Here is a 26850-nt window from a genome sequence, read left to right as displayed (position 1 = left end):
GCGAGCAGATGATTTCAACCTTTACGGGTCTTGAGACCGCCAAACGCGGATTATCCACCTCTCAAGGAGCCTTGTATACAACAGGAAATAACGTGGCCAATGCCAATACATTAGGATATTCAAGGCAGCGGGTCAATTTGGTCCAGACGTCGGGCTTTCCTACTGTCGGGATGAACAGCCCGCGAGTTGCCGGCCATATCGGGACAGGGGTGGCAGCTGAAATGGTTCAGCGGATCCGCGACAGTTTCCTGGATGCACAATACAGGACACAAAGTAATAAAATCGGTTATTACGGGACCATGAGTGAATCCCTGACGAAAATGGAAGGGGTCATGAACGAACCGATGGACAGCGGATTAGCGGCCACGATGGAGAAGTTCTGGAATTCGCTGCAGGGGCTGACGGCCAATACGGAAAACTCCGGGGCCCGTGAAGTCGTCGCCTCGACGGGTGTCATGGTTGCGGATACCCTGAACTACTACTACAACTCCCTAACGAATGTACAAACGGATATCGGAAATGAGCTAAACGTCAAAGCGAACGAAATCAATACGCTCATCAGCAATATTGATCAGCTTAACCAACAGATCAGTAAAGTGGAGCCGCATGGTTATATCCCCAATGACCTTTATGATAAACGCGATGTACTCGTGGACAATCTCTCGCAGCTAGTCAGCATTAAAGTGAATAACGTCATTCCGACGGATTACGGCAGGGCCAGCGATGTGGCTACAGGCCTATACAACATTGAATTGATGCAAGAAGACGGTTCGTCTTTTGTGCCTCCCATCAATCTTGTCAGTGTTAACCAAACCGGGATGGTGGGAACTTCGAAGGTTGAAGTGAGCCATGATAAGAAGACAGGCATGGTAGACGGATTGAAGTTTGGGTCGAAAACATTGACGGATTACAAATTCTCGGGAGAACTATCCGGGTTGATCAAAAGCTTCGGCTATAAGAAGGCTGATGGCACGATCGGCGGCGCTTATCCTGATATGCTGAAAAAGCTCGATAATATGACGACGGCTTTTGTGAATGAGTTCAATGCCATCCATAAACATGGGTATGCCTTAGGTGATGACAACACTTCAACATTGAACTTCTTTGAACTTGAACCTGGTAAGAGTGCCGCCCAAAGCATAAAGGTGAATGGTGAAATCGTTAAGGATCCCACAAAAATAGCCGCAGGCGGAAAAAGCGGGGGGGCATCCGGTGATAATGAAAATGCCAAACTCCTGGCTGACCTTAAAAAGAAGGCGTTCAGTGAGTACTCGACTAAAGACCAAAACTCTGGCGAATTGACGGGAAGCTTCGACACTTATTATTCCGGTATCATCGGAAAGCTTGGCGTGGATTCCCAAAGCGCCCAAAAGAACCTTTCCAATTCTGTCGTGCTTGCTGCATCGGTCAATCAAAATAGGGAGTCCGTCAGTTCCGTATCCCTTGATGAAGAAATGACGGACATGATCAAATTCCAGCAGGCATACAACGCATCGGCAAGAATGATGACGATGATGGATGAAATGCTCGATAAAATCATAAACGGAATGGGTACGGCAGGCCGATAATAGGAGGGGACGAAGATGCGGGTAACGCAATCGATGCTAACCAATAATATGTTGAGCAATTTAAGCAGCAGTTATGAAAAGATGTCCAAGCTGCAAGAGCAGGTTTCCTCTCAAAAGAAATTCTCCAAACCATCCGATAACCCTGTTGCGGCCATGATGGGAATGGGGTTCCGGACAAACCTCAATCAAATAGGGCAGTATCAAAGTAACATTGCCGAGGCGACCAATTGGATCGACAGCACGGATGATGCCATTACGGAAGCGGTTTCCGCCATGCAGCGGATTCGTGAATTAACCGTTCAAGGCAGCAATGGCACATATGAAGGGGAACAACTTAAAACCATTACTGAAGAAATTAAACAATTAAAAGAACATCTCGTAACTCTCGGTGACACACAGATTGGCGGGAAGTATATTTTCAACGGCCAGGATACGAATGTAAGACCATCGTCCGTTAAAGATGCGAATGGAAATACGGTGTATGGCACAGGGGACATTAACCTTGAAGTGTTTTCCGGGATTTCCCTTAAAATCAATACGGACGGTTCCAAGATTTTTGGTGATGCACTTGCTGCCGGCGGAAGCATCGACCGAACGATCGATGCACTCGAAAACGGCGGGGACGTGAGCGGGACGCTTGAAGGGCTTGATGCAACGATAAATACTTTCTTAGGCATGCAGGCGCAGGTTGGCGCAAGGCAGAATCGGATTGAGCTGATGACGGACCGTCTCAAGCAGCAGGAGGTTTTTGCCACTGAAATCCTTTCGAAAAACGAGGATGTCGATATCGAAAAGGTGATCATGGATTTGACGACCCAGGAAAGTGTCCATAGTGCTGCATTAAGTATCGGAGCAAAAATCATGCAACCGAGTTTATTGGATTTTCTTCGCTAAGCTATTCTTAAATGGATAGCTTTTTTCTATAAGGAGTGTTGATGATGCAGATTCCACAAATCAGATTGCAATCCACCTTAATGAAGATTGGATTGAATCTAGTGCAGCCTGTACAGCAAATTGAACAGAAGGCGGCGGCCCAATCTATCGAACAGCCTCAAGCCATACTGGAAATTCAAACAAACCCAGGGAAGCTGACGATCGATCAGTCACAAGCAAGGGAAGACATGGATTTGAAAAGCCTCTTAAGAAGAGTCGATGAATTTGCGAAACAGGGATATCAAGATTGGCTGGCGGGTATGGCAAGACGTGCCCGGCAGGGAACGGAGCTGAGGCATATTGAAAAAGGCGGCAATCCACTCGCTGAACAGGCCAGGCAAAACAGCAAAGGGCCTAAGAAGCAATTCAATCTCGGATGGATTCCCTCCCATTTCAGCGTGAAGCTTGATTACGAGCCCGCTCGGGTGGAGATTGAAGCAACCGTACAAAAACCGATCATTGATGCTCAAATCAATGGGGCGAACCATACATACACACCAGGGAGTGTGAATGTCGAAATTCTACAAAAAAATGCTCTGGATATAGATTTCAGCAATTTATTTCCGGATGAGATAGGGCAGTGAAAATATAGATGATCATACAAACAAAATTTCATGGCGAACTCGAATTGACAGAGAAAGAGATTTATGTATTTGAAAGCGGGATACCGGGATTTTTGGAAGAAAAACTGTTTTGCTTGCTAGCTTTGGATGACACGCCATTTTTCGTCCTGCAATCAATAGAAACAAAAGAGCTTGCCTTCATTGTGACGGACCCCTTTGAAGTGTTCCATGATTACGAAGTGAAGCTTCCGGATGAGGTGTTATCTTCTTTACAAATTGAAACGGAACTGGAAGTCATCACTTTCGTCATCTTAACGATCCAAGACCCTTTCAATGAAACGACGGCGAATCTACAGGCTCCGATCATCATGAATGGGCCTAAAAAAATGGGCAAGCAATTTATCATGAATGCCAGTGAATACCGTACAAAGCACAGACTGTTTGAACCTCCAGCAGAACAGGGGGGGGAATGATGCTCGTATTGACCAGAAAACCAAACGAAGCAATCATGATTGGCGATGATATCGAAATTACGATCCTGTCCGTCGAGGGTGAACAAATCAAACTAGGGATCAATGCCCCCAAAAACGTCGATATCCATAGGAAGGAAATCTACCTTTCCATTCAGCAGGAAAATAGAAAAGCCTCAAAAACAGAAACTAATTTTCTCGAAAATGTAAATGAGTATTTCAAGAAAAAATCGTAAAATCCGCTAAATATGTTTCCCGGCAGGTCGATATTAAAGATACAACGATGGACAGTGAAATAGGCGGCCGACTTATTCACTGTCCATCGTAAACAACCACAAGGACGTGGGGACTTAAGACTCAAGGAGGAAACATAAATGATAATCAATCACAATATCTCAGCTCTAAACACGCACCGTCAATTATCAAGTGCGACGAATGCACAATCCAAATCAATGGAGAAACTTGCATCAGGCATGCGCATCAACCGTGCAGGCGATGATGCAGCCGGTCTTGCAATCTCCGAAAAAATGCGTGGACAAATCCGTGGATTGGACCAAGCTTCCCGTAACTCACAAGACGCCATCTCTTTGATCCAAACGGCTGAAGGTGCATTGAACGAAACGACTGACATCCTTCAACGCATGCGTGAACTTGCTACACAAGCATCAACGGATACCAATACAACTAGTGACCGTGGAGAAATTCAAAAGGAAATGGATTCATTAACATCTGAAATCAACCGTATCGGTAACACGACTGAGTTCAATACACAGAAATTATTGAATGGTTCTAAGGATTCTGCTACTGGAGCTCAAGCAGCAGTGGAAGCAGAAGCAGCAGTTGCTGGTAGCGTGACATCAACAGGAACTTTAAGTACAACTGCAGGCGACACAGTAGTAGTAGATGGAAAAACATTTAAAGTTGCCGCTGCTGATGATGCAGCCGCTGGAGAGTTCACGGATCTTGATGGATTAGTTGCTGCTATTAAAGCAGATGCTGATTTAAGCGCTAAATACACTGCAACTAATGATGGCGGACAACTTAAACTAGAACAAAAGACTGGAGCTGAATCTGCAACTGCAGCAACTATCACTGGAACTGGCGGTCTATCTGTAGATGCTGCTGAAACTGTAGATGGGTCTGCTGAAGTAAAAGCTAAAGAGGCAGTAGAAGCTGGCGCAGGACTTCAATTCCAAATCGGTGCAAACGAAAATCAAAGCCTGACACTAGAAATTGGTGACATGCGTGCAAGTGCACTTGGATTGACTGGTACTGGCGATGGGTTCACTGCAACTACAAATGTAAGCAATGGTACAGATTCTACAGGTGTTGAATCCGGCCTGGATGTTTCTAATGCTAAAAACGCTTCAGCGGCTATTACAAAAATCCAAACTGCAATTGACACTGTATCAGCTGAACGTTCTAAATTAGGTGCTAACCAAAACCGTTTAGAGCATACGATCAACAACTTAGGTACTTCTTCTGAAAACTTGACTGCTGCTGAATCACGCGTTCGTGATACAGATATGGCTAAGACTATGATGGAGCAAACCAAGAACTCCATCTTGGCGCAAGCTTCACAAGCAATGCTAGCTCAAGCAAATCAGCAACCGCAGGGCGTTCTTCAGTTACTTCGTTAATTAATAGTTAGCTTAACAATAAAGGGTCTGACACTTGTGTTAGGCTCTTTTTTTGTACTTATTGAAGGGTGCAATGAACACAATGATGCAGAAAAAAGGGAATACTGATCCTTAAAAAGTAAGGGACCATCCGTTTATCTGTCACCAAGGAATCTTATGGCTACAATCCTAATAGATGAATAAAAAGAGAAGTCCTAAAATTAAATAGTCAGTCATAATTTTTTCAAAATGTAGAAAAGCGATTATCACCTCAGTTTTAATCCTCTATTATAAAAAAGACTTAGGTAAAGGGAGCGATCTAACTGTTAAAACAAAGTTGATTGGAACGAAAGGTGCGAGACTCCTACAGGAGATCGTGTCCAAGGGAGACCCCGCAGGCGCAAAAGCGCCAAAGAGGCTCCCGGACACCCGCGGAAAGCGAGTGCCTGGAGTGGAAATCAACGGTCAAAATTTAAAAACCAAAAAACTGTAGACTCCGGATATTTTTCTGGAGTTTTTTTGTATTTTAATAGAGATAAAAACGGATATATAATAGAGTCCCTTTTCATAGAGAATGAAAGGAAGTAAACAAAACATCATTCAGGAAGGTGTTTAGGTGCACCCAAAATCAAAGCTTGACTAAATATAAAACTGTAAGAACCGATATAAAAAGTAAAGATATCATATTGGGGGCTTTTTAGATGCTGGAGAGCTTGTCCACGAATATTCTTTCCTCACAACTTAGAACAGCGATATCGGAAGGAATCAGTTCATATTATCAGCGGGAAATGAATACGCTTGCCTATTCGGAACGAAGTGTGGAATCTGCTGATGGGCCTTCTAAAGAAAAGGTGCAGGAAATTGGTGGATAGTTTGAACACCTTCCTGAATCCGGCACATACGGCCGTTCGTTTTGAGTATCACGAGAAGCTGAATGAATACTTTGTCAAGGTAGTGGATGACGTGACGGATGAGACGATCAGGGAAATTCCTCCGAAGAAGTTATTGGATTTCTATGCGGCGATGACGGAGTTTGTCGGAATCATGGTGTATGAAAAAATATAAGCGGGTGATTTATTTTGGTACGAATCAGTGGTTTAGCAAGCGGGATGGACATTGATGAACTAGTCAAGAGCATGATGCAGGCAGAACGGGTGCCATTGGATAAACTGACACAGAAAAAGCAGTATTCCGAGTGGCAGCGGGATGATTACCGTTCGATCAATACAGCTTTATCAGAATTGGATACGCTCATTCGAGATGGAGTCGGGAAGCAATCCTCCTTTATAAAAAAGAAGGTGTCGGTATCGAATCCAGATGCTGTATCAGTGAGAAATGTGAATTCGACCAGTGATTTTTCCGGGAATGTACAAGTGAATGGGCTTGCCAAAGCAGCAACCATGACAAGTACGGAAAAATCAGCTGTTACCGACCCTAAAAAGAAACTTTCAGAATTGGGTTTCACGACACCACAAGATATTACGATACTGGCCATCAATAAAGATGGCGGTTTTGATACGGAAGTAAAAGATGGAGTGTCAGTGGAAAAACCGTACACGCTTACCCTTAATGCGGACGATACATTAGAGAGTGTAATAAATAAAATTAATGCTAACTCGGGAGTGACCCTATTTTTCGATGAAACGTCCCAGCAGTTTTCCTTCACTGCGAAAAATACCGGTGATGTTAAAGGGCGGCCTGAAATTGAATTGGGAGGCACCGGAGATTTTTTCGATATGTTAAAAATGGGCAGTAACAATGAAGGGACTGGCGGCACAAAAGGGGAAAATGCATCCGTTGTTTATAATGGCCTGGAAATTTCCCGGCCTTCAAATACGTTTCAGATTAATGGAGCGGAAATAACGGTGAAGCAAAAAACCACCGATACAGTCACATTCTCATCAACAGCCGATGTGGATGCCATCCTTGATACGATTACACAGTTTGTGAATAAATACAATGAAGTCATTAAAAAGGTTCAGGATAAAACGGGTGAAGCGAAATATCGCTCCTTTGCCCCGCTTACCTCTGAGCAAAAGAAGGCAATGACAGAGGATGAAGTGAAGCTGTGGGAAGAGAAAGCGAAGAGCGGAACATTAAAAAGCGATTCGACATTAAAAAGTCTCCTGACCGCAATGAGGTCATCCCTATACACTTCGGTGGATGGGATCACTGGAAAGAACAATCTCAGCAGTTTGGGGATCACCACGACCAAGAATTATTTGGAGGGCGGTAAATTAACGATTGACGAGGACAAGCTCCGGGCAGCCATTAGCGAGGACCCCAATGCGATTTATGATATGTTCATGGCCAATGGATCGGAAAAGAGCGGCAAAGGCCTCGCACGCCGGTTAAGGGATGATATAGAATCATCGATGAAGGTGATTACGGAAAAAGCCGGAAAGGCCGGCTATGTTAATACCAATTTTACAATCGGAAAATTGGTTGATGGGCTTGATAAGAAGATTTCAACGTTTGAAGCAAAGTTAACGAAATTGGAATCGCGCTATTACAACCAGTTCACGGCGATGGAAAAAGCGATTCAAAAGGCAAACAGCCAAAGTGCATCGTTAGCTTCTTATTTTAGTTAAGGTGAGTCGGAAAGGAAGTTAAGAATGGCGATAAATAATCCATATCAATCGTACCAGCAAAATTCAGTCAATACAGCATCTCCGGGAGAGCTTACATTAATGCTTTATAATGGCTGTTTGAAGTTCATCATGCTTGGGAAGAAAGCCATTGGAGCAGGAAACATCGAAGCGAAGAATACGAACATCATCAAGGCGCAAAATATTATCCGCGAATTGATGGTGACGCTGAATATGGATACGGATGTATCCAAAGATATGATGGGTCTTTATGATTTCATGAACCGGCGTCTGATTGAAGCGAATATGAAAAATGATGTTTCTGCATTGGAAGAAGTGGAGGGACTTGTTACCGAGTTCCGGAATACTTGGAAGGAAGTAATTCAGATCAACCGGAAAAAACAATTTACCCAAAGCGGTCAAGTGTAATGGTGATTAGAACCTTTCATGATTTGACTGCTGAATTGCTTGCCGTTCTGGAAGACCGCTCGATTACAAAACGTGATGATAAAATAGAAAGGGTCACAAAGCTGATTGATCGGCGAGATGGGCTTCTTTCCCAAATCAACCCGCCCTTTACATGTGAAGAGCAACAATTGGGCCGTGCAGTACTGTTGCTCAACCAACAGGTCGATCGCTTGCTGAAGCTCCAAAAGCAGGAGATACAACGGGATATCCAGGAAATAAACAAGAAGAAACGATCATCCAATAAATACACGAATCCGTATGAAAGTCTATCAGTGGATGGCGTGTTTTATGATAAAAGAAATTGATTACCCTGCCGTTTGGATTCCAAACGGTTTTTATGTTAAATATTTTTAAATTTTCTGTAAATAAAGTAGGCTTAATTTTTTCTTTATAGCATAGCATTTGATATAATGAAGATAGGGCAGACATCAACCCTTTCCAAACCTTCCGACAACTGTTTCATTATTTCGACATATTTCATGATGTGTTTCTAAAGGGAACCGGAGGGGTATTGTAGAATCTAACTGTATAGTCTTAATTTAAGGAGGACTCACTTTATGAATTACAACGTACGCGGTGAAAACATTGAGGTAACTCCAGCAATTCGAGAATACGTCGAAAAGAAAATTGGCAAGTTAGAAAGATATTTTAACAATACACCAGATGCGAATGTGTTAGTGAATTTAAAAGTGAACAATAATACATCTAAGGTCGAAGTGACGATTCCCATGCAGAATTTGGTTCTTCGCGCTGAAGAGGAAAATGCGGATATGTATGCTGCCATTGACTTGATCAATGATAAGCTTGAACGCCAAATTCGTAAACATAAAACGAAGGTCAATCGTAAGTTCCGGAACAATCTATCGACGACACCCGATGCATTCGCCTTCAATACGGATGTTGACGAAGTGGTGGATGAATTCGAAGAAGATAATGATATTGAAGTGGTCCGCAATAAGCGCTTTGATTTAAAGCCGATGGACAGTGAAGAAGCGATTTTGCAAATGAATATGCTTGGTCACAGTTTCTTCGTTTACACGAATGCGGATACTAACACAACAAACGTAGTGTACCGCCGAAAAGATGGACGTTATGGATTGATTGAACCTAGTTAACTATTAATCTAAGATAAAAGCACAACCCAGCCTCTGGGTTGTGCTTTTTTGATAGAATTCGTCGGCTATTTATTGATTTACTATAAAAAATTTTGTTCTCTATAAAATCCGAAAGTTCATTTAAAAGAACTATTGATGTTCTTTATTAAGATAAATAGTTAATTTTACCTATTTAAATACCTCTGACTTTTGCACTATACTCGAATTGTTAGTTCTTTAAAAAGAACAACTGTTTATTTATAAAAAACAATTTGAATAAGGTGCAGAGGGGTTGGATAACTTGTATCAAAAGAATTGCCATACATGCCATAGGGCTTCTTTTAGCAGTGCGGAAGATGGAAAGTGGCGTTGCCCGACCTGCAGTGAGGATTTAACTGCGCAAAAAGCCCTCGATGCACTTATAATTGAGAGAATCAATACACCCAAGCGGAATATTAAGAAGAGCAATATTCCCTATTATACAAGAAAACGAAATGGAATTAGTCCGTGATGAATGACCTGAACTGTGAATTTTCATAATATTGTAATATTTTGTCGGATAAAAGTTTTTGCATTTATGAGTATTACCGTCATAAAATAACAATATATGGAGTGTGTTTCCGTTATAATATGATTATAAGCACTGTATTTGGTAATAAGTACCATGACAAAGGCAAACTTATTGAAAGATTAGGGCGCAAAGGCACAGGTCTAAGGTCCTTATGACTATGATGGCTGGTCTGCCTGAAATACAAGGGTATTTTAGGAGGTAGAAGAGGTGGCTAATGTGGCAATGGATCAAGAATGGGTGAAATTGATTTCTGAAGCAAGGAGTTTGGGTTTCAAAAAAGAGGAAATCAGTGCTTTTTTGAAAAGGGAAAGCGTTGAGGTGAATTTTGAGGAGAACGATGGAAAATAGGTTCCGAACAAGATCGAGAGCATCCCTATAAACAGTGGTTCGATTCATTCATTAGCTGTTTATAGGGTTTATTTCTCCTTGAGATTCTAGTGAGTCTAGCTTATTTAAACTATAGTCTTTTGGATTATGTAGGTAAACTAGTGCACTACCACTCTACTCTTCTTTATCTTTTCTCCATTTATTAAACTCGATGAATTCCCTGAATTGTTGTTTTGAAACACCAGAATTCATGGCTTCTTCAACGATTTTCATCCAGTCACTGTCCAAGGTTTCCTTATTTGGTGCATCATAAAGCAGGGCATCGACAGGAATGTTAAGTACGGCGGAGATTTTTTCAAGAAATTGAATAGAAGGATTCGTTTGTAAGTTCCGCTCGAGCGAACTTAAATAAGACTTTGCCACACCCGCTTTATCGGCAAGTTCAGTCATCGACATTTTCTTTTCTTCTCGCAGTTTTTTTACACGTTCACCAATCATCAATACCACCTCGAAACATGTTCTATTTATCTTCCGCTATTAAGTTTCAGTCGCCCACCTTATCATTCAAAACATGACGGCTATAAAGGTTGGATTACCTTGACATGCAATCGCTAGAGAGGACATAGCATCTAGTGATGGAAGGTTATGGATAATTCTCGTTTACATATGGAATAGTGGGGAGTTTTCAGCATATTTTTTATACTTCCTTCTATTTTAACAGTATTACTCCTCATTTATCCATTGTTTTTCGCAAGAATTGAATTCAGGTCTATACCAGGGAAGTGACATGAAGTTGTACCTCTATGATAGAAGTGGTAAAATTAAGCGTACATCAGTAATAATGGAAGATGTGTTTCTTCTTACTTATATGAATTTAGTCAATGAACGATCATTACCATAATAGAGGAGCGTTATTGAATGCTTAATATATTAAATAAAGTTTTTGATCCGAATAAGCGAGAAATCAAACGTTTAGAAAAAATCGCCGATCAGGTCGAAGCACTGGCTGATGGGACGGCTGCGCTATCGGATGAACAATTGCGTGCCAAAACCGACGAGTTTAAAGAGCGTTATCAAAATGGGGAAACCGTTGATGATTTGCTTGTCGAGGCTTTTGCGGTTGCGCGTGAAGGGGCAAAGCGTGCTTTGGGCTTATATCCTTACCGTGTTCAAATCATGGGTGGGGCATCCCTTCATGATGGAAATATCTCCGAGATGAAAACTGGGGAAGGTAAAACCCTGACATCCACCATGCCTGTTTATTTAAATGCGCTTACCGGTAAAGGTGTGCATGTCGTTACTGTCAATGAATACCTGGCACACCGTGATGCCACCGAGATGGGTGTATTGTATGATTTCCTCGGTTTGACCGTCGGATTGAATTTGAACAGTCATTCTAAAGAAGAAAAGCAGGCGGCGTACAATGCGGATATTACGTACAGTACCAATAATGAGTTAGGTTTTGATTATCTTCGTGACAATATGGTGCTATATAAAGAACAAATGGTACAGCGCCCGCTGCACTTTGCCGTCATTGATGAGGTCGATTCGATTTTGATCGATGAGGCGAGAACGCCATTGATCATTTCCGGTTCCGCACAAAAGTCGGCTCAGCTTTATATCCAGGCCAATGCGTTTGTGAGAACCCTAAAAAAAGAGACGGACTACACATATGATGAAAAGACAAAAGGTGTTCAGCTGACGGAAGATGGGATGAATCGAGCTGAAAAAGCGTTTAATATCGATAATTTGTTCGATATTAATCACGTTACTTTGAATCATCATATCAATCAGGCTCTAAAGGCGCATGTTTCCATGCATTTGGATGTGGATTATGTGGTCCAGGAAGGCGAGATAGTCATCGTTGACCAATTCACTGGCCGTTTGATGAAAGGCCGCCGTTACAGTGAAGGTCTCCACCAGGCGATCGAAGCGAAAGAAGGTCTTGAAATTCAAAATGAAAGCATGACCCTCGCGACGATTACATTCCAGAACTATTTCAGGATGTATGAAAAACTTTCAGGCATGACAGGTACAGCCAAAACGGAAGAAGAGGAATTCCGCAATATTTATAATATGAATGTCATTGCGATTCCGACAAACAGGACTATCATCAGGGATGACAGGGCAGATCTTATATACGCGACAACTGATGGGAAGTTCAAGGCTGTTGTGGAAGACATCGCCGAGCGACATATAAAGGGCCAGCCTGTGCTTGTCGGTACGGTTGCCATCGAAACATCTGAAGTCATTTCCGCCTATTTATCCAAAAAAGGCATCCCTCATGATGTTTTGAATGCCAAGAACCATGAGCGTGAGGCGGAAATCATTGCGAATGCAGGTAATCAAGGTGCAGTTACGATTGCTACGAACATGGCAGGACGCGGTACGGATATCAAGCTTGGTGAAGGCGTCAAGGAGCTTGGAGGCCTTGCTGTCATCGGCACGGAACGTCATGAAAGCAGGCGTATAGATAACCAGCTGCGTGGTCGGTCAGGCCGTCAGGGAGACCCAGGGGTCACTCAATTCTATTTATCAATGGAAGATGAATTGATGCGCCGCTTCGGTTCGGATAATATGAAAAACATGATGGCGCGCCTTGGAATGGATGATTCTCAGCCAATTCAAAGTAAAATGGTGACAAGGGCCGTCGAATCCGCACAGAAACGGGTCGAAGGGAATAACTTTGATTCACGTAAGCAATTGCTGCAGTATGATGATGTTCTCCGTCAACAACGGGAAATTATATATAAACAGCGTTTCGATGTAATGGAAAGTGAAAACTTACGTGAAATCGTCGAAAGGATGATTACGGCATCCATCGAGCGAAATGTTGTTGCGTTCGCACCAATGGGTGATGAGGAAGGCTGGAATTTACAAGGCCTTGTGGATTACCTGAATGGCAACCTATTTAATGAAGGTTCAATCACTGTAGCTGAATTGGAAGGGAAAAATGAATCGGAATTGGTTGAGTTCATTTTAGCGAAAGTGAAAGAAAGCTATGACCAAAAAGAAGAAGAACTATCTGAAGAACAAATGCGTGAGTTCGAAAAAGTAATCGTTCTTCGTGCGGTCGATAGTAAGTGGATGGACCATATTGATGCAATGGAGCAATTGCGCCAAGGGATCCACCTTCGCGCTTATGGCCAAATTGATCCGTTACGTGAATATCAATCTGAAGGTTTTGCAATGTTTGAAGCCATGATTGCTTCAATGGAAGATGAAGTCGCCAAATACATCATGAAGGCTGAAATCCGCAACAATTTGGAGCGTAAGGAAGTCATAAAAGGACAAGCGGTCAATCCCAAGGAAGAAGACGGGGGAAAAGTGAAAAAGGCCCCTGCCCGGAAAAAGGAAGATGTTGGCCGGAACGCGTTATGCCCATGCGGCAGCGGTAAAAAATATAAGAATTGCCATGGCAATTTAGGCTAAAGTTAGGTGTATAATGATTATGGGACGGTTAAGTGTAAGGCTTGCCGCCTCTTTTCATGTTTAGTTTGCAAAAAGCCATATATTTGCATATAGTTTGAAGAGGTTTATTTGTAATGAAGAGAATCCCTCTTCAGGGATTTTTTTTAACATACTTAATGAGGTGAAGAGAAATGGAATTAGCAGAAATAAGAAATGAACTTGAACGGACAGCGCAACGATTAACGGACTTTAGGGGGTCTCTTTGACTTAGATGAAAAAGAGGCACGAATCGCACAGCTTGAAAATGAGATGACACATCCCGATTTTTGGAATGATCAGCAAAAAGCACAAATTGTCATCAATGAAACGAATGCTTTGAAAGAACAAGTCAATCAATTGTCCGAACTGAATGAATCATATGAAAATCTGGATCTGACATATGAATTAGTGAAGGAGGAGAATGATCAAGAACTTTTGGCTGAGCTGGAAGAAGAAATCACGATCCTTTCACAAAAAATGAATGACTTTGAACTTCAACTTTTACTAAGTGAAGAATATGACTCGAAAAATGCCATTCTTGAACTGCATCCTGGTGCAGGCGGAACCGAGTCCCAGGATTGGGGTTCCATGCTGCTTCGTATGTATACAAGATGGGGTGAAAAAAGAGGCTTTAAAGTGGAAACCCTTGATTACCTTCCAGGTGATGAGGCTGGAATCAAGAGTGTCACTTTAATTTTCAAAGGCCATAACGCCTATGGTTATTTGAAAGCGGAAAAAGGAGTACACCGTCTTGTCCGGATTTCTCCTTTCGATTCCTCAGGGAGACGCCACACTTCATTCGTTTCATGTGAAGTCATGCCGGAATTCGATGAGACGATCAATATAGAAGTACGCACGGAAGATTTGAAAATCGATACGTACCGGGCAAGTGGTGCAGGTGGTCAGCATATCAATACAACGGACTCTGCAGTCCGGATCACCCATATACCTACGAACACCGTAGTAACGTGCCAAAATGAAAGATCTCAAATCAAAAACAAGGCCCAGGCCATGAATATGCTGAAAGCCAAATTATATCAACGTGAAATTGAACAGCAACAAGCGGAATTGGATGAAATCCGTGGTGAGCAAAAGGAAATTGGCTGGGGCAGCCAAATTCGTTCTTATGTTTTCCACCCGTATTCCATGGTTAAAGATCACCGTACTAGTGCGGAGACCGGAAACTTGGGAGCGGTCATGGATGGGGATATCGATATGTTCATTGATGCGTACTTGCGTTCAAAATTATAAGATCAGCCAGTCGGACCGGATTCCCCGGTCCGGCTTTTTTTATGATTTCCTGGCTGACATTTACAGGATGGAAAAGGGATGCTCTACCTCGTTCGGCCAATACTAGATAATAATGATGGTTCGAGGAGACTTATGCAGAATGAAGAAAAGGTACCGGGAGCAGAAGCACCCTTTAATTCAGAAGTTAATGGAGTATGGATTGGTGATTGTCGGTTCGGCCATAATTGCCATTGGTTTTAATGTATTCTTACTGCCAAACCAGGTTGCATCTGGCGGGGTCAGCGGGATTAGCACGATTCTCGATTCAACTCTCGGTTGGGAGCCGGCTTATGTACTTTGGGGTTTTAACATCCCTTTGTTCATTGCGGGGCTTATTATCCTTGGAAGGCATTTCGGGGCCAAAAGCCTGATTGGAACCTTGTTTTTGCCTTTTGTGGTATTTCTGACAAAGGATTGGGAAGCATGGACGAACGATGCTTTGCTTGGTTCGATTTGCGGGGGGATGATGGTCGGACTTGGGCTTGGGATCGTCTTTCGCGGGAAGGGTTCCACAGGGGGGACCGATTTGGCGGCACAGATTTTCCATAAGTATACCCATCTGTCATTGGGGACCTGTGTGGCTGTCATCGATGGAATCATCGTTTTGAGTGCTGCCATCGTTTTTGATATTGAAAAAGGGCTTTATGCATTAATAGGGCTATATGTGACAAGCAAGACGATCGACCTCGTCCAGATTGGTTTGAACCGGTCGAAGATGTCATTAATTATCACGAATAAAGAAATGGAAGTAAGGGATGCTATCATACATGAGCTGGACCGGGGTGTAACAGGCATATCCGGGTATGGCGGCTATACGGATGATACTCGTCCAATTTTGATGTGCGTGATAGACCAGTCGGAATTCACCAAATTGAAACAATTGGTTAAACTCGTTGACCCTAAAGCGTTTGTAATTGTAATGGACGCATCGGAGGTACTCGGAAAGGGTTTTAAACTGGATTAAAATTGGTATAATGTTCTTGTGCTGGTATAAATCAGAGGGGGTAAATTCAATGAAAGTGAAATGGTTAGCCTTAGTTCTGGGTACTTCTTTGGCCTTGGCTGCATGCGGTGGGAACGATGATGCTGCAGATAAAGAGCCTGCAAGTGAAAATAATGAAACGACTACGGCAGGTGCCGGTGATGCCGCTAAAATTTATGAAAACAAATGTTCAAGTTGTCACGCGGTGAATCTTGAAGGGGGCGTGGGACCGAATTTAACGAAGGTCGGTTCTAAGCTATCGAAAGAAGACATCGAAAAAGTCATTGCGAATGGCCAAGGTGCAATGCCAAAAGGTATAATCCAGGGCAAGGAAGCGAGCATGGTAGCTGAATGGCTTGCTGGACATAAGTAATGATCGACAAACGTCCTGCTTAGCAGGACGTTTCATTTAGACTCCTTTAAAACCTCGATACAACTCACATTTAATCCCTTATCAAGCATTCAAATCCTGGAATTATTACATAGATGTTGATATATGTCTAACTGAAATGAAACTGTAATATTTTTTATGCTTAATTTGACAAAATATGATGTTATAATGTTTCTGTGCTCAAGTAAGAGAGATTCTTGTCAAATTTCAGTGAAAATTGTCGAAAAAGCTTTTGGTACATAGTGATAATCCAAGCAAATTAGGTGGTTTTAGAATGATAGAAATGATAGATGTGAAAAAGACATATCCAAATGGCGTAATTGCCATTAATGGAATCAATGTGAAAATAAAGGCAGGCGAATTCGTTTATGTAGTGGGTCCGAGCGGTGCCGGAAAATCGACCTTCATCAAAATGATGTATAGGGAAGAAAAGCCTACAAGCGGTAATATCTTGGTCAATGGCCTCAGCCTTCCAAGTATCCGCAATTCGAAAGTTCCTCTATTCCGCCGTAATATCGGTATGGTATTCCAAGATTTTAAACTCCTTCAAACATTCACTGCATATGAAAATGTAGCTTTTGCCATGGAAGTTATTGAAAAGGAACCAGAAGAAATCAAAAAGAGAGTCATGGATGTTCTCGATCTGGTTGGCATTAAACATAAAGCGAGGATGCTGCCTTCCGAGTTATCCGGTGGGGAGCAGCAAAGGGTTGCAATAGCCCGTTCGATCGTCAATGACCCTAAGGTAGTCATAGCTGACGAGCCTACAGGTAATCTTGACCCCGAAACATCATGGGAAATCATGAACATATTTGAAGAAATTAATAAACGTGGAACTACGCTTGTCATGGCCACTCATAATAGGGACATCGTCAACAACATTAAACGACGTGTCATTGCCATTGAAAGCGGAAAAATAGTTCGCGATGAACATCGAGGTGATTACGGATATGAAATTTAGAACATTGCTCCGTCACTTCCGTGAAAGTTTTAAAAATATTGGCCGTAATGGATGGATGACGTTTGCTTCAGTCAGTGCAGTAACGGTCACTCTAACTTTGGTTGGCGTCTTTTTAGTGCTCATGATGAATTTAAATCATATCGCGGGAAATGTGGAGAAAGATGTCGAAGTTCGGGCACATATTGATAATGCGGCGAATGATGACGATATAAAAGCTATCGGTAAGCAAATAACGGAGATGAACGGTATTGAATCAGTGATTTTCTCTCCGAAAGATGAAGAGCTTACTAATTTAATAGATGATTTAGGAGATAATGGTGATGCGTTCAAACCATTTGAACAGGATAATCCATTAAGGGACGTTTATGTCATCAAAACGAAATCCCCGCAAGATGTCATCAAGGTGGCAAAACAGATCGAAGGTTTGGAGTATATCCAAAGTGTTAAATATGGACAAGGCTACGTAGAGAAACTATTCAGCTTTGTTGATATTGCTAGAAACATAGGGATCGTTCTTATTGTAGGTTTACTATTCACTGCAATGTTCCTGATTTCGAATACGATTAAAATTACCATTGTGGCAAGAAGAAAAGAAATTGAGATCATGAGGTTGGTAGGGGCGACGAATACATTCATCCGCTGGCCATTCTTCTTGGAAGGTCTCTGGTTGGGGGTCCTCGGTTCCATCATTCCGATAGGTCTGATTTCCGTACTCTACTACAATCTATATAAATATGCAGCACCGCAGATCACGTTCAAATTCATAGATTTCCTGCCTGCAAATCCATTTATTTATCAAGTTTCGGCCATCCTCATCGTCATTGGTGCCGTTATCGGGATATGGGGCAGCTTGATGTCCGTCAGGAAGTTCTTGAAAGTATAAAAGTATACCTTTACTCGAAAGCCAAAAGAAGCCAGACATAAATAGAGAGACGTTACAAGGCACGGATGTAACGGGTTGAAAGGGGAAATGAAACGTTGAAAAAAAATATCATCGCCATGAATGCCTCCATCATGATCGGGTTGGGAAGCATTCTAGCGGCACCTTCGGTTTATGCTGAATCGATTTCGAATTTAGAAAAACAGAAAGAATCCATCCAGGAAAAACGTTCGGGTGTTGAATCGAATATTTCCGAAACGGAAAAGAAAATCGATAACCTGCAGGATAAGCAAATGACAGCAGAAGACCAAATCGCTGCCCTTGAAGCGAAAATTGCCGAGTCCGCAAAAAAGATCGATGCCAAAAATGCTGAAATTACTCAAACGAAAAAAGAAATCGAGGCATTGAAAGAAGAGATTAAAGTATTAAAAGAGCGGATCGCCAAGCGTAATGAAGTATTGAAGGAAAGGGCCCTTTCTTTCCAGGAGACTGGCGGGGACGTGAACTACCTTGAAGTACTATTCGGATCATCCAGTTTTGGGGATTTAGTTGACCGTGTCGGAGCTGTAGCGACAATCGCAGAAGCCGACCGCGATATCTTAAAGCAGCATGAGCTGGATAAAAAGGATCTGGAAGAAAAGCAACAAGCTGTAGAAACGAAGCTAGCCAGTTTAGAAGTGGCAAAAGCTGAACTATTGGAAATTCAAAAGCAGCAAAAGCAGCAGAAGCAAGAAAAGGATGCTTTGGTTAAGAAATTAAAGCAACAAACTAAAAAGCATGAAGACGAGAAGATGGGTCTAGAGGAAGAGAAAGCGAATCTTGCCGCTCAAGAAAAAGCGATCAAATCTGCCATCAGCTTAGAGCATCAACGTCTTGCCGAATTGGAAGCAGCCCGTAAAAAAGCGGCAGCCGAAGCGAAGAAACGTGCAGAGCAAGAAGCAGCGCAAGCGGCAGCACAAGCAGCTTCTCAAGCATCACAAGCATCCGAGACTAAAAAACAATCCACATCTTCAGGATATAGTGCAAAAAGCAACAGCTCATCATCATCTTCACAATCTTCGTCTAATGTAAGTCAAGCGCCAGCTGTATCATCTGGTACTTTCACTAGACCAAGTGCAGGATATGTATCATCAACAATGGGTGAACGCTGGAATAAACAGCATGCCGGCATCGATATCGCCGCTAGCGGAACGGTTCCAGTTGTAGCGGCAGCAGACGGGGTCGTAAGCCGTTCTTACTTCTCCAGTTCATACGGTAATGTCGTCTTCGTTACACATTCAATCGGCGGTCAGCAATGGACTACCGTGTATGCACACTTAAGCTCCAGACAAGTAGGCGAAGGAGCTGTAGTTGCCAAAGGTCAACAAGTTGGCATCATGGGTAACACAGGACATTCATTCGGTCAGCATTTACACTTTGAACTACATAAAGGCCCATGGAATTATAGTAAGTCAAATGCTGTTAATCCATTAAACTATATACCTAATTAATACCCAATATATTAACGGAAAAACAGACAAGGATAAATTCCTTGTCTGTTTTTTCGTGTTGTATCACTTTTATCTATAAGCATATTCTTTCCACTCCCCTCATATAGTGAAATACATATCAGGTCAGAAATGGGGATAAATATGGTCAAAAAATGGGTACTTCCTCTAGCAATCATCATGTCACTAGCCATTGGAGCAGTGGGGGGCATATATTGGACAAGCCTGCCGGCCAAGAATGAAGCAAAGGATGAAAGCCAAGAAATATCGAAGGATAAGGAATGGGCAAAAGTTGAACAAGCTTACGGTTTGATCGTAAGTCAGTATGTAGAACAGGTGGAAGGTTCCAAACTGGTCGAGGGTGCCATCCAAGGCATGCTGTCAGCGTTGAAAGATCCTTATTCCGTATATATGGACAAGGAGACCGCTAAGCAATTCAATGAAACCCTGGACTCCTCTTTTGAAGGGATTGGGACTGAAATCGGAATGGAAGATGGTAAGGTCATCATTGTTTCTCCTTACAAAGATTCCCCTGCAGAAAAAGCGGGATTAAAGCCGAAAGATCAAATTCTTAAAGTGAATGGGGAGAGTGTGGAAGGTTTGGATCTGTATGAGACACGCCTGAAAATCCGTGGCGAAAAAGGATCACCCGTCAAAATGGAAATAAAGAGGGCCGGGGTGGACAATCCTCTGGAATTCAATATGGTGCGAGCCGAAATCCCGTTGGATACTGTATTTTCATCCATTAAGGAAGTCACCGGAGAACAAATCGGTTATATCGAGTTGACCACATTCTCGGAAAATACTGCGACTGATTTCAAAAAGCAATTGAAGGAGCTTGAAAAGAAGGGAATCAAGGGTTTGGTCATAGATGTACGCGGCAATCCGGGCGGCCTTCTTTCCAGTGTGGAAACGATTCTTGGCGAGTTTATCACGAAGGACAAACCCTATTTGCAAATCGCGGAAAGAACGGGAGAAACACAATCGTTTTTTACAAGCCTTAAGAAAGCGAAAGGTTATCCCATTGCCGTCTTGACGGATAAAGGCAGTGCCTCAGCTTCGGAAATCCTGGCTGGCGCGATGCAAGAGGCGGGAGGCTATCCATTGGTCGGTGAGAAGACCTTCGGGAAAGGCACTGTACAGCAGGCTGTACCAATGGGTGATGGCAGTAAGATTAAACTTACGTTATATAAGTGGCTGACGCCTTCCGGGAACTGGATCCATAAAAAAGGGATCGAACCGACAATCAAAGTGAAACAACCGGATTATTTTGGTGCACATCAGCTGGCCATTGAGAAGGTGTTGCAGCGGGATATGAACGATGAACAAATCCAGTATGCCCAAAGCATTCTGAAAGGACTCGGATTTGAACCGGGTCGTGAGGATGGATATTATGATTGGAGTACAGAAATTGCAGTAAAGGCATTCCAAAAACAATTTGGACTGGAAGTGACTGGTAAGCTGGACGCTAAAACCGCAGCACATCTGGAATCCGCCATTCTGGATAAGATCCAAGATGAAGATAATGATATTCAGTTACGCACGGCTTTGAATTATTTAGTGAAATAAATTGATGGCACCGTTCCCCTTGGAGCGGTGCCTCTTTTGCATTAATCGAGCCCTGCCTGCGAACATGAAGGCAGTATGGGGAAAACTTAAGATAAAGCTACTTTTTCTGCATCTTAATAGGCATGAAGGTTACATTTTTGATAGAATAGGAGGTAACTGACCAGAACGAAATTTGACAAAATTTTGATTACTTTTGAGGATGGTGGAAAGAAATTGACAACGGATTGGCTGATTGCATGCTTAATGGGATTAGGGAAAATCTTCCTTCATCCTTTGCTTTATGTTTCGATTGCCTATTGTTTATTCATCGGCTATCTTCGCGTTAAACGGGAACGCCATGATTTCAATACGAAGATTTACGGTTTTTCCATGGAGCTGCGTTCCATGTTACCTCAAGGATTGATATGGGGATTGATCCTCTCCTTCCTCACGCTGGCTACTGGACTAGCCATTCCTTTGGCGGCTCTGTCCATCATGACAGTGGTTACGGTTTTGTCCATGCTATCCATGAAAAAGAGGTTTGTTTCCCCCGTTTATACAGTGGGATTCACCTTCTTTATCCTTTTCTTTTTATATGATAGTGATATCCAGCTGACTTTATTACAGGATGCCTTTAATCAGCTGGATCGGTCCGTATATCCGACACTTGTTATTTTGATGGGGTTATTACTGATTGCTGAAGGGTTTTTGATTGCTGGCAATGGAAGTGAAAAGGTCTCTCCTCAGTTGGAGGTATCCAAGAGGGGGCAGCCGATAGGTGTGTATGTTTCACAGCGAATCTGGCTAATTCCCATGTTCGTCATGATTCCTGGAGGACAACTTCCAGTGCCTTTCGAATGGTATCCGGTTTTTTCAATCGGGGATATGTCCCTATCGCCGATCGTACTGCCCATTTTAATTGGCTTTAATCAAAAAGTTCATGGGACGCTTCCGGAACTGGCCATTAGGGCCCAAGGCAAAAAGGTAGGAGCATTGGGAATCGTGATTACGCTATTGGCTGCAATTGGCTACTGGTTCCCTCCATTGGCAATCATTACGGCTGTTTTAGCAATCCTTGGTCGTGAATTCCTGCACTATACCCAAAAGGCAATGGATAAAAAGCTTCCTTTTTATTTTTCGAAAAGTAAGCTGGGTGTCCAGATCTTAGGCGTTATCCCTCAATCTCCGGCAGATAAAATGGGATTGCAAAAAGGCGAGGTCATTTCGAAAATAAATGGGGTCGTCGTCAGGGAAGAAGAAGAGTTATACAGGGCGCTCCAAATAAACCGGGCACATTGCAAGCTTGAGGTCATCGATAATAATGAACAGATCAGATTTGTGCAAAGAGCCCTTTTTGACGGGGAGCATTACGAATTGGGCATCTTGTTCGTAGACGATCAATTAAAGGAAAGCGGACAAGTGGGTTAAAGACACAATAAAAGTAGTAAATAAAAGGCCTTTCCCGAATATATCGAGAAAGGCCTTTTTCAAAATATTACTTTTCAAGCATGATCTTTTCTATATCTTCCAGCATTTTATTAGCTGCTATTACTCCGCCAGCTGTATTCCATGTTGCGTCGCTAACCTCATGGGCATTTCCATTTTTGACTGCATCAAGGTTTTTCCAAAGTGGATCATTCGTCCATTCTTTTGCTGTGCTTAGGGCTTGTTTGTCCCCTTCAGGAGCGTAAGTGAAGTAGAAGAGAATATCTCCGTCCATTTTAGGGATGACTTCCTTCCCAACTTCAATGGCAAGGTTACCTAATTTATTATCTGCAGTGAAAAGTTCCTTCTGTTGTTCTACACGCTTAAATCCTAATTGATCGAAAATCACACCAGAGAATGAATCTGTGTAATAAATACGAGTAGTTCCAGCCATGAAACGAACAATGGAAACTTCTTGATTTACTTTATCACCCAATTTAGCTTTAAGATCTTCTGTGTTTTTATCGAATTCCGCAATTACATCGTTACCTTTTTCTTCAAGGTTCAAGGCTTTTGCATATAGTTTAAAGTTTTCTTTCCAATCTCCTCTTAGCGTTTCCGAGAAAACGGTAGGGGCGATCGCATTTAATTTATCATAAACAGCCTCTTGGCGTATCTTGCTTCCGATAATCAAGTCAGGCTTCAGTGATGCGATTTTTTCTAAGTTAACTTCATGTTCAACACCAACAACTTCGACCCCATCCATATCATCTTTAATATGGTCGTACCAAGGGTCACCGAGCCATGATTGAACGGCACCAACAGGTTTAATTCCTAAAGCGAGCAATGCTTCTGTACCTTCATTTGTTAGAACGACCACTCTTTTAGGCGTTTCTTTCAATTCGGCAGTGCCCATGGCATGCTCTATTGTGTAGCTCTTATCCTCTTTCTTGTCTTCAGCTTTATTTCCTTCGGCTTTATCATCCGAATTCCCGCAAGCTGCTAGAAGGAAGACTGCAAATATTGTGAAAATCGTTAATAATGACTTGAATCTAAACATCTATGTACCCCTCCCAATTTTTCAGCAAATGATAATCATTCGCACTTAACAGCATCATCATAAAATGAATATACTTTTCTGTCAATATATAAATGAAAATGATTCTCAAATTCGTTGACATAATCCCGTTACCACCAGTAAAATATTACTATACAAACGTGATTGGAAAGGTAACTTGATATGTTATTAAAATATACATGGCAGAAATGGATGGGGCTTTTCATTACCATTCTTTTGCTGCTGTTTTTAATGTGCTCAAGCATTGTTTACGGATATACCGATACAACCTGGAAAATGGCCATCGATGCTTTTACCCATTTCAATGGGACGAATGAACATATTGTCATTCAATCAGTCAGACTTCCGCGTGCCCTGATTGCTTCGGCAATTGGTGCAAGTTTAGCCATCTCGGGGGTTTTGATGCAAACGCTAACTAAAAACCCACTGGCCTCTCCAGATATCTTCGGGGTCAACGCCGGGGCGGGGTTGGCGGTTGTCACTGGGGTCACCGTGTTTGGGATAAGCAATCTTCAAGTATTCACATGGCTGTCGTTCATAGGGGCGGCCATAGCCGCGATAAGCATATATATGATTGGAAGCATGGGACGCGGCGGCTTGACACCGATGAAGCTGACATTGGCTGGTGCAGCCATGACGGCCATGGTGGCTTCACTTACCCAAGGACTTCTAGTTTCTAATGAGGCTCTTTTGGAGCAAGTCCTTTTCTGGCTTGCCGGATCGGTTTCCGGTAGAAGTCTAGACAATTTAGTTGCCGTCCTGCCTTATCTTGTCCTAGGATGGGGCCTTGCGTTGATCATGTCCGGCAAAATGAATGTGTTATCAATGGGTGAAGATGTTGCGAAAGGCCTTGGACTGAATATAGTTTTCCTTAAACTGGTCCTGGGGCTGGCAATCATCCTGCTTGCTGGCGGATCAGTGGCGGTTGCGGGTCCGATTGGCTTTATAGGAATCGTCGTTCCTCATCTTACCCGTTCTATAGTAGGCATTGATCATCGCTGGTTGATTCCCTTCTCTGGACTTTTCGGGGCGGTGCTTTTGATTGCGGCCGATGTCATATCCAGGTATATCCTGATGCCGCGAGAAGTTCCGGTTGGAGTTATGACAGCCATTATCGGGACCCCATTCTTTATTTATATTGCCAGAAAGGGGTTCAGCGGTCGATGAAGTCATATAAGAGCTTTCGTTTATTTAATGAAAAAATATCCTTCTTGATGGATAAAAAAGCCATGATCGTGATTTTCGTATTATTTTTAGTCACTTCACTAGTGTTCGTGATCAGTACTGGAGTGGGTGAAATGAATATAAATCCGCTAAGTGTCCTCCAGGTCTTTTTCGGAGGGGGGACGGAGAGCGATCGGCTTATTATCCAATCTTTCCGCCTGCCTAGAATAATTGTTGCTCTGTTGGTAGGGATGGGCCTTGCAGTAGCTGGGGGAATCCTTCAAGGGATGATTCGAAATCCACTTGCTTCGCCTGATATCTTGGGGATAACAGGGGGAGCGACTGTAGCGGTCGTTGGATTCCTGGCCATTTTTAGCGATAAGAATCATTCTTTGACAGTGAGCATCAATTGGCTGCCGCTAGCGGCATTCATCGGGGCGACGGTCGTGGCCTTTCTTGTTTATTCATTAGCTTGGAAAAATGGAGTTCCCCCGATAAGGCTTGTGTTGATCGGGATTGGGGTGATGGCTTTAATGAAGGCACTCACTACGATGATGATGATTCTTGGCCCTGTCTATCAAGCGAGCCAGGCCAACCTTTGGATCACGGGGTCAGTGTCTAACTCCACCTGGAATAATATCGCTGTACTGGCACCATGGACGATTCTATTCCTGTTGATCGCATTCCTGTATGCCAGGAATATTAATTTACAGGAGCTAGGCGATGACCTTGCAACGGGGCTTGGGGGCCATGTCCAAAAACAGCGGTTTGCATTACTGATGATCAGTACGGCCTTGATTGGTGGTTCCACGGCATTTGCCGGCGGAATAGGATTTGTGGGGTTAATGGCACCCCACATGGCCAGAAGGCTGGTTGGTTCGAGTTTTGGAGTGTTACTGCCCACTTCAGCTTTGCTTGGTGGCATCCTGGTTATGGTGGCGGATTTGATTGGACGGACCTTATTCTCACCTTTGGAAATACCGGCTGGTGTCTTCACAGCGAGCATCGGGGCACCATACTTCATTTATTTACTATATAAAACGAGGAATTCGTAATTCCGGTAAATGTAGAAAGCAGCAGCCATCCCAGGGATGGCTGCTGCTTCTGATTGTAGACAAATATACTTTGCCAAATCTAGAGAAATTGCGGACTTTTCATTAAGCCTCTTTAGCTACTTCGATTTCAATGGTAAGGGTGATTTGATCGCCGATCAGTACGCCGCCTGTTTCTAATGCCGCGTTATAGGTTAGACCATAATCACTGCGTTTGACTTTCCCTTTGCCGCTAAATCCCGCTTTTTCATTTCCCCATGGGTCTTTTCCTTGGCCTTCGAAGGTGATGTTGAACGTTTCTTCTTGTGTGATTCCATTAAGCGTCACATTTCCGGTTACATCGTATTCATCATCATCCGTTTTCACGATTTTTGTTGATTTGAATGTTAAAGTAGGATTGTTTTCTACATCAAAGAAGTCAGCGGAACGCAGGTGATTATCCCGGTCTGCATTGCGTGTGTCGATACTGGCAACATCAACGGTAAAATCGATTTCCGCAGTTGTTAGGTCCAATGGGTTTGCTAGAATGTTTGCTTCGAACTTATTAAAGCTGCCTTTTACTTTGGCGATCATCATATGTTTTACGGAAAATTCAATAGCACTGTGAGTCGGATCGACTGTCCATTTTGTATTTGTCATGTTTATTCCTCCTGATTATTAATCTTGAATTTATATATCTTTAATTTGAGATATCTTAACTTAATGTAATTATATGAGGTAAAAGCAAAAGTGTCAACTGGAATTTTTCCTTAATTTTGAAAACATGAAAAACCCTGTGCATTTATGGGGCACAGGGTTTTTCAGACTGTAGATAAACTCGATGAAAATCAAGTTTGTCTCAGTTTTTATGAAGGTTTATAAAACCTCGAACGTCGATTTCCACTCCAGGCACTCGCTTTCCGCGGGCGGTCCGGGAGCCTCCTCGGCGCCTTGCGCCTGCG

The 26850-nt window shown here is 42.8% G+C and carries 29 protein-coding genes and 1 riboswitch; of the genes, 25 read left to right on the top strand and 4 right to left on the bottom strand.

The genetic code is table 11. The annotated features are described in order from the left end of the window. Positions 1-8: 8 nt before the first annotated feature. From flgK to ACQKNS_RS17055, 14 genes are all read left to right on the top strand, one after another. Entirely contained in the window at positions 9-1568 is a 1560-nt protein-coding gene (flgK, locus tag ACQKNS_RS17120; RefSeq protein WP_427644526.1) for a flagellar hook-associated protein FlgK, read from the top strand. A 15-nt stretch (positions 1569-1583) separates the two neighbouring features. Beyond that, complete coding sequence (gene flgL, locus ACQKNS_RS17115) at positions 1584-2462, top strand: flagellar hook-associated protein FlgL (protein ID WP_427644525.1); 879 nt, start codon at positions 1584-1586, stop codon at positions 2460-2462. Positions 2463-2506: 44 nt separating this feature from the next. Then, positions 2507-3085 carry a DUF6470 family protein gene (locus ACQKNS_RS17110; protein WP_427644524.1) on the top strand — a complete coding sequence of 193 codons (579 nt, stop codon included), beginning with the start codon at positions 2507-2509 and terminating at the stop codon, positions 3083-3085. 8 nt (positions 3086-3093) lie between these two features. Beyond that, positions 3094-3537: a flagellar assembly protein FliW gene (gene fliW / locus ACQKNS_RS17105; protein WP_427644523.1), complete on the top strand. Its 444-nt coding sequence runs from the start codon at positions 3094-3096 to the stop codon at positions 3535-3537. After that, positions 3537-3770, top strand: a complete 234-nt coding sequence (gene csrA, locus ACQKNS_RS17100) for a carbon storage regulator CsrA (protein ID WP_427644522.1) — start codon at positions 3537-3539, stop codon at positions 3768-3770. The genes fliW and csrA overlap by 1 nt, the downstream gene beginning before the upstream one ends. 138 nt (positions 3771-3908) lie before the next feature. After that, positions 3909-5174 carry a flagellin gene (locus tag ACQKNS_RS17095; protein ID WP_427644521.1) on the top strand — a complete coding sequence of 422 codons (1266 nt, stop codon included), beginning with the start codon at positions 3909-3911 and terminating at the stop codon, positions 5172-5174. Between the two features lie 680 nt (positions 5175-5854). Then, entirely contained in the window at positions 5855-6025 is a 171-nt protein-coding gene (locus ACQKNS_RS17090) for a hypothetical protein (RefSeq protein ID WP_427644520.1), read from the top strand. Continuing rightward, a complete protein-coding gene (locus tag ACQKNS_RS17085) occupies positions 6018-6218 on the top strand; it encodes a flagellar protein FlaG (RefSeq protein WP_427644519.1) in 201 nt (66 codons plus the stop codon). Before ACQKNS_RS17090 ends, ACQKNS_RS17085 begins: the two co-directional genes overlap by 8 nt. Positions 6219-6232: 14 nt before the next feature. Further along, complete coding sequence (locus tag ACQKNS_RS17080; protein ID WP_427644518.1) at positions 6233-7744, top strand: flagellar hook-associated protein 2; 1512 nt, start codon at positions 6233-6235, stop codon at positions 7742-7744. Between the two features lie 24 nt (positions 7745-7768). Further along, on the top strand, positions 7769-8170 hold the full coding sequence (fliS, locus tag ACQKNS_RS17075; protein WP_427644517.1) for a flagellar export chaperone FliS: 402 nt from the start codon (positions 7769-7771) through the stop codon (positions 8168-8170). Further along, positions 8170-8514 (top strand): flagellar protein FliT, encoded by a 345-nt coding sequence (locus ACQKNS_RS17070; protein ID WP_427644516.1) that lies wholly within the window; start codon positions 8170-8172, stop codon positions 8512-8514. Before fliS ends, ACQKNS_RS17070 begins: the two co-directional genes overlap by 1 nt. A 252-nt stretch (positions 8515-8766) precedes the next feature. Then, positions 8767-9324 carry a ribosome hibernation-promoting factor, HPF/YfiA family gene (hpf, locus tag ACQKNS_RS17065; protein WP_076368278.1) on the top strand — a complete coding sequence of 186 codons (558 nt, stop codon included), beginning with the start codon at positions 8767-8769 and terminating at the stop codon, positions 9322-9324. 280 nt (positions 9325-9604) lie between these two features. Then, entirely contained in the window at positions 9605-9814 is a 210-nt protein-coding gene (locus ACQKNS_RS17060; RefSeq protein WP_427644515.1) for a hypothetical protein, read from the top strand. A 151-nt stretch (positions 9815-9965) separates the two neighbouring features. Beyond that, a riboswitch (cyclic di-GMP riboswitch) is annotated at positions 9966-10051 on the top strand. A 30-nt stretch (positions 10052-10081) separates the two neighbouring features. Further along, positions 10082-10222 carry an anti-repressor SinI family protein gene (locus ACQKNS_RS17055; protein ID WP_427644514.1) on the top strand — a complete coding sequence of 47 codons (141 nt, stop codon included), beginning with the start codon at positions 10082-10084 and terminating at the stop codon, positions 10220-10222. Between the two features lie 153 nt (positions 10223-10375). Here ACQKNS_RS17055 and ACQKNS_RS17050 read toward each other — a convergent pair whose 3' ends face one another. Then, positions 10376-10699 (bottom strand): helix-turn-helix domain-containing protein, encoded by a 324-nt coding sequence (locus ACQKNS_RS17050; protein WP_427644513.1) that lies wholly within the window; start codon positions 10697-10699, stop codon positions 10376-10378. 420 nt (positions 10700-11119) lie between these two features. On the opposite strand from ACQKNS_RS17050, the gene secA reads away from it, so the two are divergent. From secA to ACQKNS_RS17005, 9 genes are all read left to right on the top strand, one after another. Next, complete coding sequence (gene secA, locus ACQKNS_RS17045) at positions 11120-13633, top strand: preprotein translocase subunit SecA (RefSeq protein ID WP_427644512.1); 2514 nt, start codon at positions 11120-11122, stop codon at positions 13631-13633. 170 nt (positions 13634-13803) lie between these two features. Next, positions 13804-14902 (top strand): peptide chain release factor 2 gene (gene prfB / locus ACQKNS_RS17040; RefSeq protein ID WP_228467568.1). Its coding sequence is split into 2 segments (ribosomal slippage): positions 13804-13866 and positions 13868-14902, totalling 1098 coding nucleotides; the frame shifts between segments, so codons are not numbered across the junction. A 187-nt stretch (positions 14903-15089) separates the two neighbouring features. Next, the gene (locus ACQKNS_RS17035; RefSeq protein WP_427644748.1) at positions 15090-15905 is read left to right on the top strand and encodes a YitT family protein; all 816 of its coding nucleotides are present in this window, start codon (positions 15090-15092) and stop codon (positions 15903-15905) included. Positions 15906-15954: 49 nt separating this feature from the next. After that, positions 15955-16296, top strand: a complete 342-nt coding sequence (cccB, locus tag ACQKNS_RS17030) for a cytochrome c551 (RefSeq protein WP_427644511.1) — start codon at positions 15955-15957, stop codon at positions 16294-16296. A 292-nt stretch (positions 16297-16588) separates the two neighbouring features. After that, positions 16589-17275 (top strand): cell division ATP-binding protein FtsE, encoded by a 687-nt coding sequence (gene ftsE, locus ACQKNS_RS17025; protein ID WP_427644510.1) that lies wholly within the window; start codon positions 16589-16591, stop codon positions 17273-17275. Continuing rightward, the gene (gene ftsX / locus ACQKNS_RS17020) at positions 17265-18158 is read left to right on the top strand and encodes a permease-like cell division protein FtsX (protein WP_427644509.1); all 894 of its coding nucleotides are present in this window, start codon (positions 17265-17267) and stop codon (positions 18156-18158) included. The genes ftsE and ftsX overlap by 11 nt, the downstream gene beginning before the upstream one ends. Positions 18159-18253: 95 nt before the next feature. Then, positions 18254-19645 carry a murein hydrolase activator EnvC family protein gene (locus ACQKNS_RS17015; protein ID WP_427644508.1) on the top strand — a complete coding sequence of 464 codons (1392 nt, stop codon included), beginning with the start codon at positions 18254-18256 and terminating at the stop codon, positions 19643-19645. A 141-nt stretch (positions 19646-19786) separates the two neighbouring features. After that, positions 19787-21211 carry a S41 family peptidase gene (locus ACQKNS_RS17010; RefSeq protein WP_427644507.1) on the top strand — a complete coding sequence of 475 codons (1425 nt, stop codon included), beginning with the start codon at positions 19787-19789 and terminating at the stop codon, positions 21209-21211. 213 nt (positions 21212-21424) lie between these two features. After that, positions 21425-22618 carry a PDZ domain-containing protein gene (locus ACQKNS_RS17005; RefSeq protein WP_427644506.1) on the top strand — a complete coding sequence of 398 codons (1194 nt, stop codon included), beginning with the start codon at positions 21425-21427 and terminating at the stop codon, positions 22616-22618. Positions 22619-22685: 67 nt separating this feature from the next. Here the strand turns inward: ACQKNS_RS17005 and ACQKNS_RS17000 are convergent, their stop codons facing one another. Together ACQKNS_RS17000 and ACQKNS_RS16995 are read right to left on the bottom strand one after the other, a co-directional pair. Next, positions 22686-23675 carry an ABC transporter substrate-binding protein gene (locus ACQKNS_RS17000; protein WP_427644505.1) on the bottom strand — a complete coding sequence of 330 codons (990 nt, stop codon included), beginning with the start codon at positions 23673-23675 and terminating at the stop codon, positions 22686-22688. Beyond that, positions 23668-23796, bottom strand: a complete 129-nt coding sequence (locus tag ACQKNS_RS16995; RefSeq protein WP_339201110.1) for a hypothetical protein — start codon at positions 23794-23796, stop codon at positions 23668-23670. Before ACQKNS_RS16995 ends, ACQKNS_RS17000 begins: the two co-directional genes overlap by 8 nt. 59 nt (positions 23797-23855) lie before the next feature. On the opposite strand from ACQKNS_RS16995, the gene ACQKNS_RS16990 reads away from it, so the two are divergent. Both ACQKNS_RS16990 and ACQKNS_RS16985 read left to right on the top strand, forming a co-directional pair. Beyond that, a complete protein-coding gene (locus ACQKNS_RS16990; RefSeq protein WP_427644504.1) occupies positions 23856-24860 on the top strand; it encodes a FecCD family ABC transporter permease in 1005 nt (334 codons plus the stop codon). Further along, positions 24857-25912, top strand: coding sequence for a FecCD family ABC transporter permease (locus ACQKNS_RS16985; protein WP_427644503.1), 1056 nt, complete (start codon positions 24857-24859; stop codon positions 25910-25912). Before ACQKNS_RS16990 ends, ACQKNS_RS16985 begins: the two co-directional genes overlap by 4 nt. A 102-nt stretch (positions 25913-26014) precedes the next feature. Here the strand turns inward: ACQKNS_RS16985 and ACQKNS_RS16980 are convergent, their stop codons facing one another. Beyond that, entirely contained in the window at positions 26015-26548 is a 534-nt protein-coding gene (locus ACQKNS_RS16980) for a YceI family protein (protein ID WP_427644502.1), read from the bottom strand. Positions 26549-26850: the final 302 nt, after the last annotated feature.

The organism is Peribacillus sp. NPDC094092 (genome assembly GCF_050279365.1).
Lineage (GTDB): Bacteria > Bacillota > Bacilli > Bacillales > DSM-1321 > Peribacillus.
The sequence above is the reverse complement of the archived record's forward strand: the minus strand, read 5'-3'. Positions and strand labels throughout refer to the sequence as shown.

Bases quoted from the DNA above. Each gene is read 5' to 3' on its own strand.
- ACQKNS_RS16980 (WP_427644502.1), bottom strand. From the start codon at position 26,548: ATGACAAATACAAAATGGACAGTCGATCCGACTCACAGTGCTATTGAA.
- hpf (WP_076368278.1), top strand. From the start codon at position 8,767: ATGAATTACAACGTACGCGGTGAAAACATTGAGGTAACTCCAGCAATT.
- csrA (WP_427644522.1), top strand. From the start codon at position 3,537: ATGCTCGTATTGACCAGAAAACCAAACGAAGCAATCATGATTGGCGAT.
- ACQKNS_RS16990 (WP_427644504.1), top strand. From the start codon at position 23,856: ATGTTATTAAAATATACATGGCAGAAATGGATGGGGCTTTTCATTACC.
- secA (WP_427644512.1), top strand. From the start codon at position 11,120: ATGCTTAATATATTAAATAAAGTTTTTGATCCGAATAAGCGAGAAATC.
- ACQKNS_RS17050 (WP_427644513.1), bottom strand. From the start codon at position 10,699: ATGATTGGTGAACGTGTAAAAAAACTGCGAGAAGAAAAGAAAATGTCG.
- ACQKNS_RS17010 (WP_427644507.1), top strand. From the start codon at position 19,787: ATGGTCAAAAAATGGGTACTTCCTCTAGCAATCATCATGTCACTAGCC.
- ACQKNS_RS17000 (WP_427644505.1), bottom strand. From the start codon at position 23,675: ATGTTTAGATTCAAGTCATTATTAACGATTTTCACAATATTTGCAGTC.
- ACQKNS_RS16985 (WP_427644503.1), top strand. From the start codon at position 24,857: ATGAAGTCATATAAGAGCTTTCGTTTATTTAATGAAAAAATATCCTTC.
- ACQKNS_RS17110 (WP_427644524.1), top strand. From the start codon at position 2,507: ATGCAGATTCCACAAATCAGATTGCAATCCACCTTAATGAAGATTGGA.
- ftsE (WP_427644510.1), top strand. From the start codon at position 16,589: ATGATAGAAATGATAGATGTGAAAAAGACATATCCAAATGGCGTAATT.
- flgK (WP_427644526.1), top strand. From the start codon at position 9: ATGATTTCAACCTTTACGGGTCTTGAGACCGCCAAACGCGGATTATCC.
- flgL (WP_427644525.1), top strand. From the start codon at position 1,584: ATGCGGGTAACGCAATCGATGCTAACCAATAATATGTTGAGCAATTTA.
- ACQKNS_RS17095 (WP_427644521.1), top strand. From the start codon at position 3,909: ATGATAATCAATCACAATATCTCAGCTCTAAACACGCACCGTCAATTA.
- fliS (WP_427644517.1), top strand. From the start codon at position 7,769: ATGGCGATAAATAATCCATATCAATCGTACCAGCAAAATTCAGTCAAT.
- ACQKNS_RS16995 (WP_339201110.1), bottom strand. From the start codon at position 23,796: ATGTCAACGAATTTGAGAATCATTTTCATTTATATATTGACAGAAAAG.
- ACQKNS_RS17090 (WP_427644520.1), top strand. From the start codon at position 5,855: ATGCTGGAGAGCTTGTCCACGAATATTCTTTCCTCACAACTTAGAACA.
- fliW (WP_427644523.1), top strand. From the start codon at position 3,094: ATGATCATACAAACAAAATTTCATGGCGAACTCGAATTGACAGAGAAA.
- ACQKNS_RS17035 (WP_427644748.1), top strand. From the start codon at position 15,090: ATGGAGTATGGATTGGTGATTGTCGGTTCGGCCATAATTGCCATTGGT.
- ftsX (WP_427644509.1), top strand. From the start codon at position 17,265: ATGAAATTTAGAACATTGCTCCGTCACTTCCGTGAAAGTTTTAAAAAT.
- ACQKNS_RS17070 (WP_427644516.1), top strand. From the start codon at position 8,170: ATGGTGATTAGAACCTTTCATGATTTGACTGCTGAATTGCTTGCCGTT.
- cccB (WP_427644511.1), top strand. From the start codon at position 15,955: ATGAAAGTGAAATGGTTAGCCTTAGTTCTGGGTACTTCTTTGGCCTTG.